The organism is Microbacterium marmarense, from assembly GCF_037204165.1.
Classification (GTDB): domain Bacteria; phylum Actinomycetota; class Actinomycetes; order Actinomycetales; family Microbacteriaceae; genus Microbacterium; species Microbacterium marmarense.
Genome location: NZ_JBBDGL010000002.1, coordinates 52854 through 73467 on the forward strand (window position 1 = coordinate 52854; position 20614 = coordinate 73467).

Below are 20614 nucleotides of genomic sequence, written 5' to 3' on the forward strand. Positions count from 1 at the left end.
ATGTTCTACTGGCTCATGAAGTACGTGGTCATCGGGCCACTCGTGAAGGGGATCCTGCGCCCGTGGATTGTGGGCCGCCGCAACATTCCCGCGACCGGTGGTGCGATCTTGGCCAGCAACCACCTCTCGTTCGGAGACTCGATCATCTTGCCCTTGATGATCGATCGACCAATGGCCTTCCTTGCCAAGAGCGACTACTTCACCGGAAAGGGACTCAAGGGCTGGGCGACGCGGTTCTTCTTCAAAGCGAGCGGCCAGATTCCCATCGATCGCTCGGGAGGTAAGGCCTCAGAAGCGTCGTTGAACACAGGCCTGCAGGTGCTCGGTGGCAGCCAGCTTTTGGGCATCTACCCCGAAGGCACGCGCAGCCCCGATGGCCGGCTGTACCGGGGTCGCACTGGCATCGCACGGATGGCACTTGTCGCGCGCGTTCCTGTGGTGCCGATTGTGATGGTCGACACCGATGTGATGTGGCCGATTGGCCAGCGGCTGCCGAATATCGTGCGCGTCGGGGTCGTCGTCGGCGAGCCGCTCGACTTTTCGCGCTTCTACGGAATGGAGGGCGATCGCTACATTCTGCGATCGATCACCGACGAGATCATGATCGCTCTGCAGCGGTTGGGTGAGCAGCAATACGACGATGTCTACGCCTCCACGGTGAAAGACCGACTCACTTCCCGCAGCTAGCGCTGGCCGCAACCCGCGTGAGGTGTCACGCGTCCTCCAGGACCCGCACACGCCACTAGACTGGCCTGATGCCTCAGCACCAGGACGCACTCGACCACTGGCGGACATTGCCCATCAAGCAGCAGCCACAGTGGTATGACGCTGCGGCCGTCGCAGAGGCCTCGGCCGAGCTCGCCATCCTGCCACCTCTCGTCTTCGCAGGTGAGGTCGACAATCTGCGTGATCGCTTGGCCAGCGCAGCATCCGGCAACGCTTTTCTCCTGCAGGGGGGCGACTGCGCTGAAACCTTCGCTGGCGCCACCGCGGAACAGATTCGCAACCGCGTGAAGACCGTATTGCAGATGGCAGTCGTGCTCACGTACGGCGCGTCGATGCCGGTCGTGAAGATGGGACGCATGGCGGGACAATTCGCCAAGCCGCGTTCCAGCGACACCGAGACTCGCGGTGACGTCACGTTGCCGGCGTACCGCGGCGACATCGTCAATGGCTACGACTTCACCGCTGCGTCGCGTCTTGCCGACCCGCAGCGACTGCTGAAGGGCTACCACACCGCGGCATCAACGATTAACCTGATCCGCGCATTCACACAGGGCGGCTTTGCTGATCTGCGAGAAGTTCACTCGTGGAACCGCGGCTTTGCCCAGAACCCCGCAAACCAGCAGTACGAGCGTCTCGCGACCGATATCGACCGCGCGATCAAGTTCATGGAGGCGGCCGGAGCCGACTTCGAAGAGCTGCGCCGCGTCGAGTTCTACACGGGGCACGAAGGCCTGCTGATGGACTACGAGCGCCCGCTGACGCGAATCGACTCGCGAACGAGCACGCCATACAACACTTCGGCGCACTTCCTGTGGATCGGTGAGCGCACACGCGACCTCGACGGTGCGCACGTGGACTACTTCTCGAAGATTCGCAACCCTATTGGTGTGAAACTCGGTCCGACAACGACGCCCGAAACCGCGCTCGAACTCATCGACAAGCTTGACCCAGAGCGTGAGCCTGGCCGTTTGACGTTCATCACGCGTATGGGCGCGGGCAAGATTCGCGACTCGCTGCCACCGCTGCTCGAGGCGGTCAAGGCTTCCGGCGCGACCCCGCTTTGGGTTACTGATCCAATGCATGGCAATGGCATCACCACGCCGACTGGATACAAGACGCGTCGCTTCGATGATGTCGTAGACGAGGTTCGCGGCTTCTTTGAAGCGCACCGTGCGGTGGGTACGTTCCCCGGCGGCATCCACGTCGAGCTCACCGGCGACGATGTGACCGAGTGCCTTGGTGGATCAGAGCACATCGACGAGGCAACGCTTGCTACGCGCTACGAGTCACTGTGCGACCCGCGCTTGAATCACAAGCAGTCGCTTGAGCTGGCGTTCCTCGTGGCGGAGGAACTAGAGAAGCGCTAGCGTCTGCTGTCTAGCCCTGCGCGGTCATCTCGACTTCAACGCGGGTTCCTTTGACGCGGTACTCGCCAGCGGCCGGATTCGAATTGGTCACTGAGGTGATGGCGTCAGGAAAGGCATCCCAGTAGAACCCATAGTCAACTTGGAAGCCTTCAGCTTCTAAGGTTGCGATCGCCGAGTCGCGTGTCATTCCCACCACGTTCGGTATGGGAAACAGTGGCGGGCCAGACGACACGATCAGCGTGACAGCGTCGCCCGGGCGCCACCAGCCTCCGCCCTCTCGCTCGGTCGTGGCGATCACGATGCCGGCGTCGACCGTTTCGCTCGACTGTGAGATGACGTCAGCCGCGACTTCAAGCCCCGCGTTGTCAAGGGTGGTGCGAGCGTTCGACTCCGACATTCCTTCGACCGACGGCAATGAGCCAAGCGACACCAGAAGTCTGGCGCTGTCTCCCTGGTGAGCGCTGCATCCGTCCCCACACTCGATGTCGTCACCGCCCGCTTGCGGAGTGATGACAACCCCGACTACGGCATTGTTTGCGGCTTGCGTGTAATAGGTGGCCTCGCCGACGACCTCGATGCTCTCATTCGCGAGTTCAGCTGTTACCTCGTCCCGCGATAGACCGTTCAGCACCTCGAAGCTCACCGCGGCAGGGCCGGTCGAGACAAACACCTCGACTTCGGTGTCTTGGTCGACACGTGCACCCGGCTCGGGGTCGCTGCGGATCACCCTCCCCGCCTCGATCTCGAGGCTGCTTTCGTCGCGTTGCACCGCGACCAAGGTATGGGCGCTCAGGGCGGACTGAGCTTCGTCGAACGACATGTTCGCCACGTCGACGACCTGAACTTGAGATCCGGGCCCGGTGCCGAACCACCACCCGGCCCCAGCGGCGAGACCAGCCAGCAATAGAACGAGAAAGACGAGCCAGCCGCCCTTGGCTGCGCGTCGCTTTGAGGCCCGCTGCAGTCGGGTCGCATTGTCGGTCGTCTCGATCGTCGCGGTCGGCATAGTGGTGGCAGCAGGCAGCACCGCCGTGAGATCTCCCGATGCGATTCCTTCGTCCGGGGTATATGCGGCCGTGGTAGCCCGCGCGACGACCGGCGAAATGCCAAGGTCTTGTTCGATGTCGCGTAGGCGGTCGAGCATTTCGCGCGCATCCGACGGGCGGTCATCCGGATTGCGCTCTGTCGTCCACAGCACCAGCTCGTCGAGCTGCTCTGGAACGCCCGGGTTCTTCACGCTTGGACGAGGGACGGAGTCAGTCGCGTGCTGAAACGCGATCTGCATGGGCTGTTCGCCCTTGTACGGCTGTTCGCCGGTGAGCATTTCATACAGCATGATCCCGAGCGAGTAGATGTCGCTGCGAGCATCTGCGGTGCCACGCGTCACGAGCTCGGGCGCGAGGTAGGCGATGGTTCCAAGCAGCTGTGAGCCAGTCGCTGTGTTCGCTGTCGTCGCACGCGCGAGCCCGAAGTCGCCGATTTTGATTCGGCCGTCTTCCGCGAGCAGTACGTTCTCGGGTTTCACATCCCGATGCACGATGCCTGCACGGTGCGCGGCAGCAAGCCCCGAAAGCACGGCGTCCATGATTGAGACCGCTTGCGGCAGGGTGAGCCGTTTCTGCTCGCGAAGGAGCTCTCGCAAGGTGATGCCCGGGAGGTACTCCATCACCAGGTAGGCGATATCGCCGTCCTGGCCTTGATCAAAGACATTGACGACGTGTGGATCGGCGAGCCGCGCTGCCGACCGGGCTTCTTGAATGAAGCGACTCTGAAAAACCGTGTCGTCGCTCAGATGCGAGTGCATCACCTTCAGCGCGACCCGTCGTTCGAGTCTCAGGTCGGTAGCGACATAGACCGTCGCCATTCCGCCCCGCGCGATGCGCGCACGAACCCGGTATCGGCCGTCAACGAGACGGCCGATCAGCGGGTCCGTCTGCTGACTCGTGCTCACTCTGAGAGTCTACGGATGAGTAGTGAGTACTCCGCGGAGCGGCTCACCGAGCGCGGCCCATTGGCCGCGTTATCTTGCACGTTCAGCCAAGGGAAGCGAGCCAGGCGTAGGCCGGTGCCTCCCACTGGGCGTAGCGGTCTGGATATGCGGAGATCTGCACGGCCTGTGCGGCCTCGGCAAATGTCATGCTCTGCCAGCCAGGTATATCGAGCAGACCCCGGGTGTCGTACCCATTGGGATCGCTCGGCCCTCCGAAGAATGTCTTGATCGAGCGCACTGGATCGCGCACTTGGTCGGCAGTTCCCCAGCCGGTACTCGGGCGCTGTTGGAATAGACCGAGTGAATCTCTGTCTCCCCAATCGAGGTTGCGGATCCAAGACTCCTGCATCGCGGTGCCCAGAGCGATCGCGATACCACGATCCGATACGCCGAGCTCACGTCCTACTTGAATGATCAACTTCGCGTTGGCTGTCTGCTCGGCGTCGAGGCTTGACGCCGCAGCGCTGCTGCTCGTGCTCGTGCTCGCCGCGGGCGTAGCGGAGATAGCGGAAGCTTTTGCGGGGATCTGTATCGTTTGGCCGGGGTAGATGATCGACGACGTGCTGAGGCCGTTGGCGGTGAGTATCGCGTTGGTTGTGGAGCCGTGCCGCGAGGCGATCGCACTGATGGTGTCGCCTGCCTTGATCTCGTAGCTGGCTGAGGTGCTTGAGTTCGAAGTCGAAGTCGAAGTCGAAGTCGAAGTCGTTGGAGTGCTGGGCTGCGGAGTCGTCGTCGCGCCCGGGATCTGTATCGTTTGGCCGGGGTAGATGATCGACGACGTGCTGAGGCCGTTGGCGGTGAGTACCGCGTTCGTTGTGGAGCCGTGCCGCGAGGCGATTGCACTGATGGTGTCGCCCGGCACCACCGTGTAGGTAGTCGGTGTCGCCGCGGCAGGTTTGATGGCCGAGACCGTGACGGCAGGTATCGAGATTGCGTTCGCCGCTGGGGTGGCAGGCAACGCACGAAACGCACGCTCGTCGGCGCCTACCGCAGCCGCCGCGCGCTCATCTGCATACGCGGGCGAAGCGCTCAGCGCGAGTGCGACCGCACCGGCGATGGCCGTCGGGATGCCAACGGCCATGTTGCGTGATTTGCTCCCGTTGCGGAAGCGAGTTTCGGGTGGCAAAAGCATTCCCCTATCTGCGAACTTCCAAAAACCGTGTCACGGATGTAAATGCATGTCAACTGGTGATACGCGTGTGACCAATGTGACTGACGGGATTTCGCTGCGAACGTGACGCACTTCGTCGTCGCCATGGCGATTGAGGTGGGATAGTGGGGGAGTGACTGCTGAAGCTTCCCCGCGCATCGAGACTGAATGGCTGACTCTTCCCGACATGGTCGAGTTGACGGGCGAGTCGTTGGGGCGTGTGAAGCGCTATCTCGATGAATCCAACATCGTCGGAACGCGCCGCAATGATGTCTTCGTCGTCCCGTCGGTCTTCTTCGTCGACTCGGCACCGCTTTCTTCGCTGCGAGGAACGATCATCGTGCTCCAAGATGCGGGCTTCAGCGACGACGAGGTCATCGATTGGCTGCTCAGCACCGAAGAGTCCATGGGACGCACGCCGATAGAGGCGTTGACCGCGGGGCATAAGAGCGAAGTTCGACGCATCGCGCGCACCCTCGCCTGACGCGAGCGCGTTCAGTTCGCCCGACCCGCGCGTCTATGCGGTGCGCACCGTCGCGGCGCGCGCGAGGTCGCGCAAATCGCCCACGGCGCTGTTGCCCAGTCGTGCGCCGTTGAGCGAACGCTCCGCTTCGAGCGCATACTGCGCGATGAGCTCTTCAACGCGTTCGAGTGCGCCCGAGTCGACGATCGTTCGTTGCAGAGCCGCGATCTGTTCAAGATCGAGCGTCGGATCGCCGACCAGCTCGTTGAACAGGCGGGACATATGCGGATCCAGACCTTCTTGGGCATACGCGATCAACACGGTGCGTTTTCCCTCGCGCAGGTCATCGCCCGACGGCTTTCCCGTGCTGCGCTCATCACCGAATACGCCCAGCACATCATCACGCAGTTGAAACGCCATTCCCAGCGGGTGGCCGAACGCCGAAAGGGCGTTCATCTGTTCTGCGTCTGCGTCTGCAAGAGCGGCACCGATGCACAGCGGTTGCAAGACGCTGTATCGGGCCGACTTTAGCGACGCGACGCGAAGCGCGCGACTGGCGTGTGTGTGCGCAGGCGCCGTGCGGAATGCCGACTCCTCAGCGACGTCGAGAAACTGGCCGAGCGTGACTTCGCGCCGCATTTTCGAGTACTGGTCTCTTGTTGCCCGTGCTCGCTCGAGCGGTACTGAATGCAGCCCTTCTTCGAAAAGGTCATCGCTCCATGCGAGCAGAAGGTCTCCGAGCAGGATTGCGCCGAAACGGCCGAAGGCTTCGGCGTCGCCCGCCCAGGCTGCCGCGCGATGCTGGGCCTCCAGGGACCGGTGCGCTGCTGGCTGGCCACGTCGAGTGTCGGAATTGTCGATCACGTCGTCATGCACGAGTGCAGCGGCGTGGAAGATTTCAAGGGATGCTGCGGCAGACACAACTTCGGCGGGCGGGGTGAGGCTGCTCGTCGAAGGGACATCGTGCTCAGCCACCGCGCGCCAGCCGGCAAGCGCAAACCGGCCGCGCAGTCTCTTTCCACCGCTGACCGCGCGAGCCCCAGCCTCGACCAGGAGTTGTGCTTCGGCGCCGAATTCCTCGTTTAGGCTGAGTTGCGACGCCACGAATCTTTCTACTCGCTGGGAAATTGCTTCGATCGGTTCAGGCGAGGGCTTCACAGGCCTAGCCTAGTGATTGATTGCACGCGTAGAATCAGAGCAACGAAGTCTTTTAGAGGGGGACGCATGCCACTCTCCGAACAGGAGCAGCGCCTGCTGGATGAGATGGAACGCCATCTCATGCGAAACGACGCCGATGTCGTGACCGCGCCACAGGATGGGCGTGGCCTGAGCTACCGCAACATTGTCTACGGAACAGTGCTCGTGCTGCTCGGTCTCGGCAGCCTCATCGTCGGCGTGTCTATCCAGCTGGTTGTCGTCGGCGTCATCGGGTTCGTCATCATGCTTGCTGGCGTGATCCTGGCAGTTACGCCGTCGAAGCAGAACGGATCATCTCCCACCCCGACAGAAGCGCCGCGCAAAGCCAAAGCCCCCTCGTCGTCGGCATCCTTTATGGATCGCATGAACGATCGCTGGGACAAGCGACAGGAAGACCGCTGATCTGAGCTGATCAACACCGGCCTCGGCCACAGGTAGAAGCACCGACCCTTGGGTCGGTGCTTTTTCTTTTGCCTTCGTGCTTCGCTTTTCCGCCCGTTTGGTGGCCTAGGGGAGCATTGACTCAGAAAAGAACACCAAAGTGGAGGAAAGTGGAGTAAAGTGGCGCATATCCGGAGGCTGGCGGAAGGGGGTGGTGGGTCCGATGTTGTTGGGCACGCATACTCCCAAGCTCGACGACAAGGGTCGCGTCATCCTTCCGGCAAAGTTCCGCGACGACCTCGGCGCTGGCGTGGTCGTTACCAGAGGCCAGGATCGCTGCCTCTATGTCTTCAGCACTGAAGAGTTCGAACGCGTTCATGAGCGCATTCGCGAAGCACCACTTGCCAACAAGCAAGCGAGGGACTTTCTGCGCATGTTTCTTTCGGGCGCAAGCGCCGAAAAGCCCGACAGCCAGAACCGCATAACCCTCCCACCTTCGTTGCGCAGCTATGCAGGTCTTGACCGTGAGCTTGTCGTGACCGGTGTGGGGGCTCACGCCGAAATTTGGAACGCGGATGCGTGGAACAGCTACGCAGAAAGCAATGAAGACACGTACGCCGAGCTGGAACAGGAGGTGATTCCGGGACTGTTCTGATTCCGGTGGTTTCGACTCCCAGCCGCTCCCGCCCTGACACACTTCCCCGGTGTCAGGTCAGAGCGGATGGGGATCAAAGCCACCGGGTCGGTCCCTGAAGATCATGAGCCTCCGCGATATTCACACTCCCGTGCTTCTCGACCGCTGCGTCGAGCTGCTTGCTCCCGCTCTCACGCGTGAGGGAGCGGTCTTCGTCGACGCAACGCTCGGCATGGGCGGACACTCTGAAGCATTCCTGGAGCGCTTTGAGAACGTCCACCTGGTGGGATTGGACCGCGACCACGATGCTTTGCGAATTGCAGGGGAGCGGCTCGCTCGATTCAAAGACCGCGTCACTCTCGTGCACACCGTCTACGACGGCATCGCCGATGCGCTGAAGAAAGCGGGCGTGCCGGCAGCAGACGGCATTCTGTTCGATCTCGGCGTCTCATCACTGCAATTGGATGTCGCCGACCGCGGGTTCGCCTACTCGCAGGATGCGCCTCTCGATATGCGCATGGACCAATCGGCGGGCACCACCGCAGCAGACATCATCGCCACGTACGGCGAAGGAGACATGCGCCGCATCTTCGAGCGCTACGGCGAAGAGAAGCTGGCTGGACGCTACGCGCGCGCAATCATTGCGGCGCGGGCCGAAACACCCATTGAGCGCTCGGGGCAGCTCGTCGAAATCCTCATTGCAGCTACCCCCTACGCCGCTCAGCGAAGCGGTCACCCGGCGAAGCGGGTCTTTCAAGCACTGCGCATCGAGGTGAACCGCGAGCTCTCAGTGCTCGAACGCGCGATCCCCGCAGCGATGCAGACGTTACCGGTGGGCGGGCGCATGGTCGTGCTCGCATACCAGTCGCTCGAGGATCGACTGGTAAAGCGTGAGTTCGTCAAGGCAGCGGCCTCGACCACTCCTGCCGGATTGCCGGTTGAGCTTCCTGAGCATGCGGCAAAATTCAAGCTGCTTGTCAAAGGCGCAGAACTGGCAAGTGAAACAGAACGAGAGACCAATCCTCGGGCGACGCCGGTTCGTCTGCGCGCAGTCGAGCGGTTGCGGAGCGCGAAGTGAGCGCAGCCGACGGTTCGCTCGCATCATCATGGCCGGTCGCACCGGTACGCTCTCCCGCTGTCGAACCGAGAAGGCGCCTGCGCGCGGTCGAAACACCAGCGCCACGTCGGCGACCCAAGCTTCTGTACGGCGTGATCGCGGTGCTCGGTGCTTTTCTGATCGCAGGCTCGCAGATGGTGCTGTCGATCATGACCACGCAGACCTCATACGAACTCTCAACCCTCGAGAAAACCCAGCGGGCACTCACCTACGACAAGCAGATCCTCTACGACGAAGTCGCCGGACTGAGCTCTCCGCAGTACCTCGCCGCGAACGCCGCGGCCCTCGGGATGGTCATTGACGAATCACCGAGCTACCTGCGTCTGAGCGACGGCAAGGTGCTCGGAGCAGAAGCGACCTCAAACGGGTCGACATCCATCGATGCGATCGGGCGCGGTGTCGTGCCGAACTCGCTCGTCGAGTCGACGCCGCTCGTCACCGCACCTGACGCCACCATTGAAGGAGCACCAGTGCTAGCCGCCGATCCGTCGGCAGTCTCAGACACTCCGCTTCCGGTGACCGACGGATTGCCGACCCCGAGCACACACTGAGTTCATGACCACGCAAGCTACACGCAGTCCGCGCCGACGCACCGTCGTCGCGCTTGCGGTCGTGCTGGCTGTTCTGATCGCATTCATCGTGCGATTGGTCGACATCCAAGTCGTCAATGCTGACGATCACATTGCAGACTCGATGGACCGCGCCTTCGGCAGCAGCCAGCCGCTGTATGGCAGCCGTGGTTCGATCGTTGACTCAGAGGGCGAAACGCTCGCGGGCAGCATCCTTCTTTATGACTGCCAGCTCGACCCCTTGCTCATCACCCAGATCGACGAAGACATCGTCGCGGGCGAATCGACCGCCCGCAGTTGGGACGAAGTATCAGCCGATGCAGCTGCCATCGTCGAGCTGCCAGTGGACGACGTGCGCGCGATCGTCACCGATGCCTTGACCGAGAACGCCGAATCGCGCTTCGCTTACCTCAAACAGAGCGTCACGACAGAGCAGTTTCGAGATCTCGCCGATCTGGCTGTTCCGTACATCGCCTGTCTACAGCATCCAGCCCGCTCTTACCCCGATGGCGCTGTGGCCGGAAACCTGGTCGGCTTTATCGGCACCGACGGGCCGCTCGAAGGCCTAGAACTTTCTCAGAACGACTGCTTGACGCCCACCGACGGCACGCGCACCTTCTCGCAGGGCAAAGACGGCGTTGTCATTCCCGGAACGGAACGCGAGATCTCGGCGGTCGACGGTGGCACCCTGCAATTGACGATCGATCGAGATCTGCAGTGGTATCTGCAGCAGCTCATCGGTGAGCAGGTGATCGACATGCGCGCTCAAAGCGGCGCGATCATGGTGACAGAAGTTGCTACCGGAAAGATTCGCGCCGCAGCCGAATACCCGACAGTCGACCCCAACGACGTGACAGCGACTGATAGTGAAGACCGCGCGAGTCGAATCTTTCGCAGCTGGTTTGAGCCGGGATCCACTTTCAAGGGGCTCACGGCCGCGATTGTGATGGATGCTGGTGGGCAGACTCCTGCCTCCACGGTTACAGCCTCAGGCCAAGAGACATTCGCCAACGGTGCTTCAGTACGCGACTCGTTTCAGCACGAGACTTTCAATTACACGCTGACGGGGGCCCTGATCGACTCATCGAATGTGGGCATCTCAAAGTTCAGCGAAACGGTGTCAGCTGAAACTCGCTACGACTACTTGACGGACTTCGGCATCGGCGAGGGCAGTGCGGTTGGCTTCCCCGGTGAGCAGTCTGGCTTGGTCAGGCCCGCCGCCGATTGGGACAATCAGACGCTGTACAACACGGCGTTCGGCCAGGGGCTGACAACGACCATGCCGGAGCTTGCTGGCGCGTACGGGGCGATTGCCAACGACGGCGTTCGCATGCCACTTTCGCTCGTAGAGTCATGCACTGCCGCGGATGGCACGGTCAGCACACCGGAGCTTCCTGATCCGGTTCAGGTCGTGAGCGAAGAAACTGCCACTCAGACGCAGGCGATTCTCGAGAACGTCGCCATGCAGGCGCTTTATGCCGACGATGTCGAGGTGCCCGGCTATCGCATCGCCGTCAAGACGGGAACTGGCGAGAAGTCAGAGAACGGCGTCTACAAACTGGACGCGTACTACACGACAATGATCGGGTTCGCACCAGCTGACGACCCCGAGTACCTCGTGGTCGTCACCCTTGACGAGCCGCAAAAGGTAAAGTCGTCAGCGGCTAACGCGACGGCGTTCCAGAAGGCCATGACGCAGGTTCTCAAGACCTTCCGAGTGATGCCCTCAACGTCGACGCCCGAGGAGTTGCCCAAGTTCGGGTGACCCTGGCGATCTTGCCGGAGACCACATGATTGCTCTTTCCCTCGCTCACATCGCGCGCGCCATCGGCGGCGACCTTCAGCTCAGCTCTGATGACACTCCCGAGACCGTGGTCTCGGGCGCAGTCGACACTGATTCTCGGCTGATGATGCCCGGCGGCATTTTTGTCGCGAAGCCGGGTGAGACAACCGACGGACACGAGTTCGTCGACGCTGCAGTCAGTGCGGGCGCCGTTCTTGCGATCGTCGAACGGCCGGTGGCTGCATCGGTGACACAGATTGTGGTGACAGACGTCGTGCTGGCACTCGCAGACCTCGCCCGTGAAGTCGTCGCCCAGGCGCGGGCGCGTGGCGACCTCAGGGTTGTCGGCATCACGGGATCGAACGGAAAGACGACGACCAAGAACCTTCTCGCACGCATTCTCGAGGGCGAAGGCGAGACGGTTTCGCCGAAAGCGTCGTTCAACAACGAGGTCGGCGCACCTCTGACGATGCTGCGTGTCACCGAGCAGACACGTTTTCTCGTGAGCGAGTTCGGGGCAAGCGCTCCGGGCGAGATCGCACGACTTGCCGGGCTGGTTACTCCCGATGCCGGAGTGGTGCTCATGGTCGGCATGGCGCACGCCGGTGGTTTCGGCGGCATCGAGGCGACCTTCCACGCAAAGTCGGAACTGGTGCGCGCGCTTCGCGCCGATGGCGTCGCACTGCTGAACATCGACGACCCGCGTGTGGCTGCAATGGCCCCGATCGCGGGTGAGGTCGGCGCCTCAGTTCGTTGGTTCGGTCGTGGCGCCGACGCTGAGGTGCGCGCAGACGACGTGGCGGTGGCGGCGGACGGAACCCGGTGCACCGTCACTGTCGATGGTGTGAGCGCCCCCCTTCATCTGCAGGTGCTCGGCGAGCACCACGTGTCTAACGCCCTGGCAGCGATTGCTGCAGCCACAGCGTGGGGCGTGTCGCTCGCTGACTGCGTTGCGCGCCTTGAAACCGTAGAGATCGCGGAACGCTGGCGCATGCAGCCCATGGGATCGCAGCGCGTGCGCATCATCAATGACGCCTACAACGCCAGCCCTGACTCGATGGCGGCTGCTCTGCGCACGCTCGCGCAGATCACCAGCGCCGACGAGCGCAAAGTCGCAGTCTTGGGGGCGATGAGCGAGCTCGGTGAGTACGCCGAAGAGGAGCACGATCGGGTGGGTCTGCTCGCAGTTCGGCTCGGTATTCAGCGCATCGTCGTGGTAGGGACGCCTGCGCGCCGCATGTTTCTCGAAGCGGTTGCACAGGGATCGTGGGATGCTGAAGCGGTGTTCTTCGAAACCGCTGATGAGGCGTACGACTACCTGGTAGGCGAATTGCGCGACGGTGACAGAGTGCTCGTGAAGTCGTCGAACTCTGCTGGACTACGTCATTTGGGCGATCGTCTGGGAGAATCCTTCTCGTGAGATCACTTCTGACGGCAGCGGCGATCTCGATGGCCTTTACCCTCTTTCTCACCCCCGTCTTCTTGCGATCGTTTCGCCGGTGGGGTTGGGGACAGGTCATCCGCACGCCCGAGAGCATCAACAACCCGAGCCACCACACGAAGCGCGGCACCCCGACGATGGGGGGAACGATCTTCATCACCGGCACGATCGTGGGCTATCTGATCGGTGCGTTCACTGGGAATAATCCGCCGACGATTTCGGGCCTGCTGGTTTTGTGGATGATGGTCGGCTTTGGGATCGTGGGCTTCATCGACGACTTCCTGAAGGTTCGGCAACAGCGCAGCCTTGGTTTGTCGGGCTGGCGAAAGATCGTTGGCCAGATTCTTGTCGTGATTCCGTTCGGCATTGTCGCCCTGAACTATCCCAATGCGCTTGGCCAGACACCCGCGTCGCCCTATATCTCCGTCTTCAGAGACGTGCCAGTGCTGTCGTTCATGGTTCTCGGACCCATTATCGGCTGGATCCTGTACCTCACGTGGGTGTCGTTCATTGGCGTCGCCTGGTCGAACAGCACCAACGTGACAGACGGCCTAGATGGCCTCGCTACCGGCGTCGGGATCTTCGTTGTCGGCGCGTACAGCCTCGTGGTGTTCTGGCAGTTCAATCAGTCGTGCGCATCGGTCATCGCGGAGTTGAGCACCGGGTGCTACGCCACTCGTGACCCATTCGACTTGGCGATTGTCTCGGCCGCATTCGTGGGCGCGCTCGTCGGCTTCTTGTGGTGGAACGCTCCGAAGGCCGAGGTGTTCATGGGCGACGTCGGCTCTATGGCGATCGGTGGAGTGATCGCCGCGATGTCGATCCTCTCGCGCACCGAAGTTCTCGGCGTGATCATTGCCGGCGCATTCATCATCGGGCCCGGCTCGGTGATACTGCAGCGTCTGTACTTCAAAGCCACCCGTGGCAAGAGGCTGTTCTTGATGAGCCCGTTCCATCACCACCTCGAGATGCGCGGATGGTCTGAAATCTCCATCGTTGTGCGCATGTGGATCATCGCAGGCCTGCTCGCGGTCACCGGCATTGGGTTCTTCTACGTCGAGTGGCTCGCCAGTACATGAGTGCCCCGCGCCTCGATACGCTCACCAGTTGGCATTCTGACTGGAAAGGTCTGCGAGTAGCCGTTCTAGGGCTTTCAGTGACCGGTTTCTCGGTCGCCGACACCTTGGCCGAATTGGGCGCCACCGTGCTTGTGCTCACCGAACATGCGGCCGAGGAATACGCCACTTTGATTCCTGTCATCGGTGCCCGACTCTGGGTGGGCCCGCTTGATGCGGCGCCGCAAGAGCTGATCGACTTCGCCCCCGAAGTGGTAGTCGCTTCACCCGGGTTCTCGCCCACTCATCCGCTCATCGAATGGGCGCAGTCCTCGGATGCTGCGCTGTGGGGTGACATCGAACTGGCTTGGCGGGTGCGCGACAAGGTCGCGCGACCAGACGGCACTCCCGCGGACTGGGTTCTGATCACCGGCACCAACGGCAAGACCACCACCACGCGCCTTACGGCAAGCATGCTGGCGGCGGGCGGATTGCGCGCAGCTCCGGTGGGCAACATCGGCACTCCAGTGCTCGATGCGGTGCGTGACCCTTCGGGTTTCGACGTGCTCGTTGTAGAACTGTCGAGTCACCAGCTCTGGTACCTCGCTTTGCAGCAGGGCAGTAATCGACTGTCTCCCTATGCCGCGGCATGCCTCAACCTCGCCGATGACCACCTCGAGTGGCACGGCTCCGCTCGGGCATATCGCGATGCGAAAGCGCAAGTGTATGACCACACCCGCGTCGCCTGCGTCTACAACAAAGCCGACACCGCAACGCGCTCGATGGTAGAAGACGCGGATGTCGTCGAGGGTGCGCGCGCGATTGGATTCGATCTTGGCGTCCCGGGTCCGAGCGATCTCGGCATCGTGGACGGCATTCTGGTCGATCGCGCTTTTCACGAGGAACGCCGCACCAGTGCTTTCGAGCTGATGACGCTCGCAGACCTCGAGGTGGCAGGTCTTGCCGCTCCGCACATGGCGGCTAACATTCTTGCCGCCGCTGCGCTGGCGCGATCCCTTGACGTGCCACCGGCGGCCATTCACGACGCCGTGCAGGCATTCACGCTCGACCCTCACCGCATCCAGGTCGTCGCGCGAAGCGGTGGCGTCACATGGATCGATGACTCCAAAGCAACCAACCCGCACGCCGCGGCCTCATCGCTCGCTGCATACCCGGGCGCGGTCTGGGTAGTCGGCGGGTTGCTCAAAGGTGTCGACATCTCTGAGCTGGTGGCGACATCGGGCGCGCGCGCCAAAGCGGCAATTGTCATCGGCGTCGAGCGCGACGCTGTGGTGGCCGCGTTCGAACGACACGCCCCAACGGTGCCAGTGTTCGAGGTAGATACGACTGAGACTGAACAAGTCATGGTGCAGGTGGTTGAACTGGCAGCCGGGATTGCCCGCGACGGGGACGTTGTTCTACTTGCTCCCGCCGCAGCATCCTTCGATCAGTTCGCCTCTTACTCAGACCGAGGCCGCAGGTTTCACGCGGCTGTGACAGACAGAGTTGGAACGGGGGGCGCGGGTGACGACGACTTCGCCGCGTCCGACGGCCACTGAGAACGGTGATAGACACGGCCTTGCCGCGCGAGTTTCGCTAGGCCGCATTTTCGCGCCAGTGCCGAGCGAGTTCTTTCTGATCGCGTCGACTGCGCTGATGCTGACGATCTTCGGCCTCGTCATGATTCTGTCGGCGACGTCTGCCGTGGCGACGGCCGCAGGCGAGCCGCCGTATGACTCGGTGATGAAGCAGTTCGTCTTCGCACTGATCGGTGTGCCGCTGATGTTCGTCGCGAGCAGGCTGCCGATCAAGTTCTGGAAGCGGATCGCGTGGCCAGCCCTGATCGGTGCCACGATCTTTCAGCTGCTGGTGTTCACTCCGCTCGGTGTTTCTGCTGACGGAAACCGAAACTGGATCAACATCGGTGGGCTGCAGGCTCAGCCCTCGGAGTTTTTGAAGCTCGCACTCGCGCTGTGGATCGGCTACGTGCTGTTCCGCAAGCGCACCCTGCTGGGATCGTGGAAGCACGTGTACATCCCGCTGGTTCCCGTGACCGTGCTCGTGATCGGAACGGTGCTTGCGGGTAAAGACCTCGGCACGGCGATGATTCTCGTGCTCGTCGCTCTCGGCGCGCTGTTCTTCTCGGGCGTGCGACTGCGCGTGTTCGTGCTGCCAGCGATTGGCGCGGTTATCGCGGTCGCCATCTTGGCGGTCACGAGCCCTGACCGCATGCGCCGGTTCATGAGCTTCTTGAACCCTGACTGCCTGGCTGACTACTACAACGACTGCTATCAGCCGCTGCACGGAGTATGGGGACTCGCCGGGGGCGGAATCTTCGGCCTGGGCCTCGGCAACTCGCGCGAAAAGTACGATTGGCTGCCCGCAGCGGCCAACGACTACATCTTCGCAATCGTCGGTGAAGAGCTGGGCTTGATCGGCTGCGCTGTCGTGCTCGGATTGTTTGCGCTGTTCGCAGTCGGAGCCTTCCACATCATCCGCAAGACCGATGACCCGTTCGTGCGCATCGTCGCGGGCGGTATCACCGTCTGGATCGTCGGGCAGGCGCTCATCAACATCGGCGTCGTGTTGCGCGTGTTCCCGGTGCTCGGTGTGCCGCTGCCGTTCTTGTCGCAGGGCGGCACGTCACTGGTCTCGGTGCTCGTGGCATCGGGTGTGTTGCTCGCGTTCGCACGCACGTTGCCGCAGAAGCGAACGGTGGCGCCGACGGCGCCCGGTCGCAATGCGCGTCAAAACGCAACCGCTTCGCGCCGCTAAACTCGGCGAGTGACGACCTATCTTCTTGCTGGCGGTGGCACCGCTGGCCACGTCAACCCTCTGCTTGCTGTGGCCGATGTGCTTCGCGAACGCGACCCCGAGGCAGAGATTCTGGTGCTCGGCACCCGCGAGGGTCTCGAAGCACGGCTCGTACCCGAACGCGGCTACGAGCTGCTTTTCATCGAAAAGCTGCCGTTCCCCAGGCGGCCCGATAAGTCAGCGGCTGCTTTTCCCGGACGCTTCCGGCGTGCTCTCGCTGCCGTGCGCGAGTACATCTCCGAGCGCAACATTGACGTCGTCGTCGGCTTCGGAGGCTATGCCTCAGCGCCCGCGTACGTCGCAGCGCGAGGTGTGAAGGTTCCCGTGGTCATTCACGAAGCGAACGCCAAGCCTGGGCTTGCCAACGTGCTCGGTTCCAGATGGGCCGCAGGCGTAGGCGTCGCGTTTGAAGGCACAAGAATCAAGGGCGGTGAGTTCGTCGGGATGCCGCTTCGACGGGAGATCGTCGAGCTTGACCGAGACGCGCTGCGCGCAGAGGCTGCCGCGTATTTTGGCCTTGATGCGCAACAGCCGACCCTGCTGGTGTTCGGCGGCTCGCTCGGCGCACTGCGGCTGAACATTGCATTCGGCGAAGGTCACGACGGCGCGTGGCGCGATATCGTCGATGCCGGCTGGCAGCTGGTGCACGTCACGGGGGAGCGAAGCGAACTGCCCGATCCTGGCGCAGACGGTTATGCTCTGCGTCGCTATGTCGATCGCATGGACCTCGCGTTTGCTCTCGCTGACGTGATCGTCTCGCGCGCCGGCGCAGCGACGGTGAGCGAGATCAGTGCGCTCAGAATTCCCGCCGTCTATGTTCCCTACGCGGTGGGCAACGGCGAACAGGCACTCAACGCGGCGTCGGCAGTGCGCGCGGGAGCGGCCGTGATCATCGCTGACGGTGACTTCACCGGCGTTCGGGTGCGTAGTGAAATCCTGCCATTGTTGGCTGACGACGCACGCCAGAAGGCCATGGTGGATGCTGCGGCAACCGTCGGCACGCGCACTGGTGCCGAGAACGTCGTGGCGATGATTGACGCGGCGCTCGCGCAGTAGAACCGCTGCGATGTGTGAGGGGCGGCCAAGGGCTAGGTGAGCGCGGTGTCTCCACCGCGCAGAGCGGCTGTCACGAGGGTGAGCGCTTCGTCTGCGTCGAAACTCAGCGCGCGGATCTGTTCCGCGAACGCGGCCGCCGCGCGTTGCACCTGTTGGCGGCTAGGGTCGCCGGTGGCCGAGACGAATGTGCCGTTGCGTCCGCGCGTTTCGATGATTTCGGATGCTTCGAGCTCCCGGTATGCGCGCGCGACCGTTCCGGGCGCGATCCCGAGGTCTTCTGCGAGACGTCGAACCGTTGGCAGGCGTTGACCGGCAGCTAGTTCGTTCGACGCGACGGCAGCGAGCAAGCCGGCGCGCAATTGCTCGAACGGCGGTACGTGCGATTGCGGATCGATGACGATCACTTCGCTATCTCCTTCGTCACAGACAGATCAGCTTGCGGGGAGTTCAAGTATTCGGGAAAGAGCGCAGGTGAGAGCCGACCCGCGCCGAGCACATACACAACCTGCAAAAGCAGAATGCCCCACCATGGAAACAGCCCAGCAAACTGTTCAAGGTCGGTTTGACCGCGAAAGATCCAAGCGTTGGTGAGTGCGGTCAGCGCAATGCCAAATGGTAGCCACGCTGTCATCGCGGCGACCATTCTGAGATTGTTGAGCGAATCTGTGCGGAAGAGATCATCCCAACCGAGCTCAAGAGTGTTGGTTGCGGGCTGTGGGCAAGCGAGAATCCGCTTTTCTGTGACTCGGCAGATCCACGTCGCCACCAATGCGAGCGCGAGGCTGGTCGCGGATCCTACGATCACCGGGATGCTGATCTCTTTCCAGAAAGCGCTGAGGCACAGCACGGTGAATGCCACACCGGCGGCGATGAGTAAGACCCGTGGCGTGTATTGACGCACGGATGACAGATAGTCCGAGACATCAAGCTCGCGCGCCCGCGCAATGCGCGCGGCCTGCGGAGCGGGCGAGAAGAGGCGTTCACGCGTGCTGGCGAGGGTCGACGTCACCGCGGTTACAACGAAGATCATGAGCACCAGGATCCAGATGAAATACGGGCTCGACTTCAGCTGAGTGAATGCAAAAAGCGTGCCGACGATTGCCACCGCGATCAACAAGCCCCACATACTCGCACGAGTTTCATTACGCGAGCGGCGCCGAATGCTCCACCACATCTCATCCGACGTGATTGGTAGCCGAGCCCGCGTCGAAGCCTTGTACACGTGGGTGATGCCCCAGTTGGGCCTGCGCAGTGAGATGAGGACACCTATCGGCACAGCAGCGATAGCGACCAAGAAGATCGCGCTGAACACCTCCATCGACATGTAGAACTCCAAGGCCCGATTGTGTCTTGCAATGTATCAATGTGTCAACACATACGAGGCAGCCTCACAGCCACATGCCAGCGCGCCGGGGGTGCAGCATCCAATCGCCAACTTAGGATTGAGAGGTCATGATCAGACCCGACCTCACCCTGCCCATCCCCGAGAACATCGAGGCCGCCCACTTCATCGGAATCGGTGGTTCCGGCATGTCGGGGCTTGCGCGCATGTTCCTTGAGCGTGGCATCAAGGTGTCGGGCTCTGACCGCGCCGACAGCAAGTACCTCCAGGAGCTCGCCGCGCTCGGCGCGACTGTCTACGTGGGTCACGAAGCGTCGAACCTCGCTGACGACGTCGACACGGTCGTGCACACGGGCGCGATCTGGCCAGAGAATCCGGAATTCGTGCTGGCCAAACAGCGCGGATTGCACGTGATCCACCGTTCTCAGGCGTTGCATTGGTTCATTGGCGCTCGGCGACTTGTTTCGGTGGCGGGTGCCCACGGCAAGACCACGTCAACCGGCATGGTCGTTACCGCGCTTCAGGGGTTGGATGCTGATCCCACCTTCGTGAATGGTGGAGTGATCGCGCATCTCGGCGTTTCAAGCGGCAACGGATCAGGCGATCTTGTCGTCATCGAAGCTGACGAGTCAGACGGCACCTTCGTGCTGTACGACACCGCGGTCGCGCTCATCACCAATGTCGACCCCGATCACCTCGATCACTGGGGAACCCGTGAGAAGTTCTACACCGCGTTCGCCGAGTTCGCCAACAGCGCCAGCGAGGCCGTGGTCATCTCGTCTGATGACGCCGGCGCAGTGCGGGTAGCGCGGGAGATCTCACATCCCCACATGGTCACGTTCGGCCAAGCCAGCGATGCCACGTTCCGTGTGCATGACATCCGCACAGACGGCCCCGTCTCGTTCTCAATCACTCATGGCGACCAGACCGCGCACGCTCAGTTGGGCATTCCGGGAGTTCACAACGCTGTCAATGCGACCGGAGCGGTTGCCGTGCTCGTCACGCTGGGATACGACTTCGAAGCAGCCGTCGATGCTGTGCAGGCCTTTGGCGGCACAGCCAGACGCTTTGAGCTCCACGAGACCAGACGTGGGGTCAGCGTGTACGACGACTATGCGCATCACCCCACTGAGGTCGCGGCAGCGCTCTCTGGCGCTCGAACTGTCGTCGGCGAGGGGCGCATCATCGCGCTCCACCAGCCCCATACCTATTCGCGAACGCAGGACATGTTCCAGGAGTTCGCGGACGTACTCGAGTCGCTGGCCGACCACACGGTCGTGCTCGACGTCTACGGTGCGAGGGAAGACCCCGTGGCCGGCGTGACCGGAGCCCTCGTGAGCGAAGCGTTCTCGGACTCTAGGAAGGTCCACTTCGTCGCTGATTGGCAGGAGGCCGCTGACTACACGGCTTCCGTCGCTCGCGACGGGGACTACATCATCACCTTGGGATGTGGCAACGTCAACCTCATCATTCCGCAGGTGCTTGAAGCACTTGAAAGCTCTGACGCTGTGACGGGCCAGGGGGAGTAG

At 62.3% G+C, this 20614-nt stretch carries 19 protein-coding genes; 14 read left to right on the top strand and 5 right to left on the bottom strand.

All coding sequences use genetic code 11. The features are described 5' to 3' along the window. Both WDU96_RS06635 and WDU96_RS06640 read left to right on the top strand, forming a co-directional pair. Positions 1–687 (top strand): lysophospholipid acyltransferase family protein, encoded by a 687-nt coding sequence (locus WDU96_RS06635; RefSeq protein WP_337337722.1) that lies wholly within the window; start codon positions 1–3, stop codon positions 685–687. Between the two features lie 68 nt (positions 688–755). After that, positions 756–2093: a class II 3-deoxy-7-phosphoheptulonate synthase gene (locus WDU96_RS06640; protein WP_337337723.1), complete on the top strand. Its 1338-nt coding sequence runs from the start codon at positions 756–758 to the stop codon at positions 2091–2093. A gap of 10 nt (positions 2094–2103) precedes the next feature. On the opposite strand, the gene pknB is transcribed toward WDU96_RS06640, so the two are convergent. Then, a complete protein-coding gene (gene pknB / locus WDU96_RS06645) occupies positions 2104–4044 on the bottom strand; it encodes a Stk1 family PASTA domain-containing Ser/Thr kinase (RefSeq protein ID WP_337337724.1) in 1941 nt (646 codons plus the stop codon). 82 nt (positions 4045–4126) lie between these two features. Beyond that, complete coding sequence (locus tag WDU96_RS06650) at positions 4127–5164, bottom strand: LysM peptidoglycan-binding domain-containing protein (RefSeq protein WP_337337725.1); 1038 nt, start codon at positions 5162–5164, stop codon at positions 4127–4129. Between the two features lie 202 nt (positions 5165–5366). Here WDU96_RS06650 and WDU96_RS06655 point away from each other — a divergent pair, with 202 nt between their 5' ends. Next, positions 5367–5717, top strand: coding sequence for an Rv2175c family DNA-binding protein (locus WDU96_RS06655; protein WP_337337726.1), 351 nt, complete (start codon positions 5367–5369; stop codon positions 5715–5717). Positions 5718–5750: 33 nt separating this feature from the next. Here the strand turns inward: WDU96_RS06655 and WDU96_RS06660 are convergent, their stop codons facing one another. After that, the gene (locus tag WDU96_RS06660) at positions 5751–6800 is read right to left on the bottom strand and encodes a polyprenyl synthetase family protein (protein WP_337337727.1); all 1050 of its coding nucleotides are present in this window, start codon (positions 6798–6800) and stop codon (positions 5751–5753) included. A 120-nt stretch (positions 6801–6920) separates the two neighbouring features. Between WDU96_RS06660 and WDU96_RS06665 the strand changes: the two genes are divergently transcribed. From WDU96_RS06665 to WDU96_RS06710, 10 genes are all read left to right on the top strand, one after another. Further along, positions 6921–7295 carry a DUF3040 domain-containing protein gene (locus tag WDU96_RS06665; protein WP_337337728.1) on the top strand — a complete coding sequence of 125 codons (375 nt, stop codon included), beginning with the start codon at positions 6921–6923 and terminating at the stop codon, positions 7293–7295. A gap of 202 nt (positions 7296–7497) precedes the next feature. After that, complete coding sequence (gene mraZ, locus WDU96_RS06670) at positions 7498–7929, top strand: division/cell wall cluster transcriptional repressor MraZ (RefSeq protein WP_337337729.1); 432 nt, start codon at positions 7498–7500, stop codon at positions 7927–7929. A 103-nt stretch (positions 7930–8032) separates the two neighbouring features. Then, positions 8033–8986, top strand: coding sequence for a 16S rRNA (cytosine(1402)-N(4))-methyltransferase RsmH (gene rsmH, locus WDU96_RS06675; protein ID WP_337337730.1), 954 nt, complete (start codon positions 8033–8035; stop codon positions 8984–8986). After that, positions 8983–9576 carry a cell division protein FtsL gene (gene ftsL / locus WDU96_RS06680; protein WP_337337731.1) on the top strand — a complete coding sequence of 198 codons (594 nt, stop codon included), beginning with the start codon at positions 8983–8985 and terminating at the stop codon, positions 9574–9576. The genes rsmH and ftsL overlap by 4 nt, the downstream gene beginning before the upstream one ends. A gap of 4 nt (positions 9577–9580) precedes the next feature. Beyond that, positions 9581–11359 carry a peptidoglycan D,D-transpeptidase FtsI family protein gene (locus WDU96_RS06685; protein ID WP_337337732.1) on the top strand — a complete coding sequence of 593 codons (1779 nt, stop codon included), beginning with the start codon at positions 9581–9583 and terminating at the stop codon, positions 11357–11359. 25 nt (positions 11360–11384) lie between these two features. Further along, a complete protein-coding gene (locus WDU96_RS06690; RefSeq protein WP_337337733.1) occupies positions 11385–12797 on the top strand; it encodes a UDP-N-acetylmuramoyl-tripeptide--D-alanyl-D-alanine ligase in 1413 nt (470 codons plus the stop codon). After that, complete coding sequence (gene mraY / locus WDU96_RS06695) at positions 12794–13897, top strand: phospho-N-acetylmuramoyl-pentapeptide-transferase (RefSeq protein WP_337337734.1); 1104 nt, start codon at positions 12794–12796, stop codon at positions 13895–13897. Before WDU96_RS06690 ends, mraY begins: the two co-directional genes overlap by 4 nt. Further along, the gene (gene murD / locus WDU96_RS06700; protein ID WP_337337735.1) at positions 13894–15432 is read left to right on the top strand and encodes a UDP-N-acetylmuramoyl-L-alanine--D-glutamate ligase; all 1539 of its coding nucleotides are present in this window, start codon (positions 13894–13896) and stop codon (positions 15430–15432) included. The genes mraY and murD overlap by 4 nt, the downstream gene beginning before the upstream one ends. Beyond that, positions 15398–16648, top strand: coding sequence for a putative lipid II flippase FtsW (gene ftsW, locus WDU96_RS06705; protein WP_337337736.1), 1251 nt, complete (start codon positions 15398–15400; stop codon positions 16646–16648). The genes murD and ftsW overlap by 35 nt, the downstream gene beginning before the upstream one ends. Positions 16649–16657: 9 nt before the next feature. After that, the gene (locus WDU96_RS06710) at positions 16658–17743 is read left to right on the top strand and encodes a UDP-N-acetylglucosamine--N-acetylmuramyl-(pentapeptide) pyrophosphoryl-undecaprenol N-acetylglucosamine transferase (RefSeq protein WP_337337737.1); all 1086 of its coding nucleotides are present in this window, start codon (positions 16658–16660) and stop codon (positions 17741–17743) included. A 32-nt stretch (positions 17744–17775) separates the two neighbouring features. On the opposite strand, the gene WDU96_RS06715 is transcribed toward WDU96_RS06710, so the two are convergent. Then, entirely contained in the window at positions 17776–18147 is a 372-nt protein-coding gene (locus tag WDU96_RS06715; RefSeq protein WP_337337738.1) for a GntR family transcriptional regulator, read from the bottom strand. Continuing rightward, entirely contained in the window at positions 18144–19067 is a 924-nt protein-coding gene (locus WDU96_RS06720; protein ID WP_337337739.1) for a hypothetical protein, read from the bottom strand. Before WDU96_RS06720 ends, WDU96_RS06715 begins: the two co-directional genes overlap by 4 nt. A 128-nt stretch (positions 19068–19195) precedes the next feature. Here WDU96_RS06720 and murC point away from each other — a divergent pair, with 128 nt between their 5' ends. Next, complete coding sequence (gene murC / locus WDU96_RS06725; protein WP_337337740.1) at positions 19196–20614, top strand: UDP-N-acetylmuramate--L-alanine ligase; 1419 nt, start codon at positions 19196–19198, stop codon at positions 20612–20614.

Excerpts from the sequence above, each read along its gene's own strand:
- WDU96_RS06635 (WP_337337722.1), top strand. The coding sequence starts at position 1 with ATGTTCTACTGGCTCATGAAGTACGTGGTCATCGGGCCACTCGTGAAG.
- WDU96_RS06640 (WP_337337723.1), top strand. The coding sequence starts at position 756 with ATGCCTCAGCACCAGGACGCACTCGACCACTGGCGGACATTGCCCATC.
- WDU96_RS06650 (WP_337337725.1), bottom strand. The coding sequence starts at position 5,164 with ATGGCCGTTGGCATCCCGACGGCCATCGCCGGTGCGGTCGCACTCGCG.
- WDU96_RS06665 (WP_337337728.1), top strand. The coding sequence starts at position 6,921 with ATGCCACTCTCCGAACAGGAGCAGCGCCTGCTGGATGAGATGGAACGC.
- mraZ (WP_337337729.1), top strand. The coding sequence starts at position 7,498 with ATGTTGTTGGGCACGCATACTCCCAAGCTCGACGACAAGGGTCGCGTC.
- rsmH (WP_337337730.1), top strand. The coding sequence starts at position 8,033 with ATGAGCCTCCGCGATATTCACACTCCCGTGCTTCTCGACCGCTGCGTC.
- WDU96_RS06685 (WP_337337732.1), top strand. The coding sequence starts at position 9,581 with ATGACCACGCAAGCTACACGCAGTCCGCGCCGACGCACCGTCGTCGCG.
- WDU96_RS06690 (WP_337337733.1), top strand. The coding sequence starts at position 11,385 with ATGATTGCTCTTTCCCTCGCTCACATCGCGCGCGCCATCGGCGGCGAC.
- murD (WP_337337735.1), top strand. The coding sequence starts at position 13,894 with ATGAGTGCCCCGCGCCTCGATACGCTCACCAGTTGGCATTCTGACTGG.
- WDU96_RS06720 (WP_337337739.1), bottom strand. The coding sequence starts at position 19,067 with ATGTCGATGGAGGTGTTCAGCGCGATCTTCTTGGTCGCTATCGCTGCT.
- murC (WP_337337740.1), top strand. The coding sequence starts at position 19,196 with ATGATCAGACCCGACCTCACCCTGCCCATCCCCGAGAACATCGAGGCC.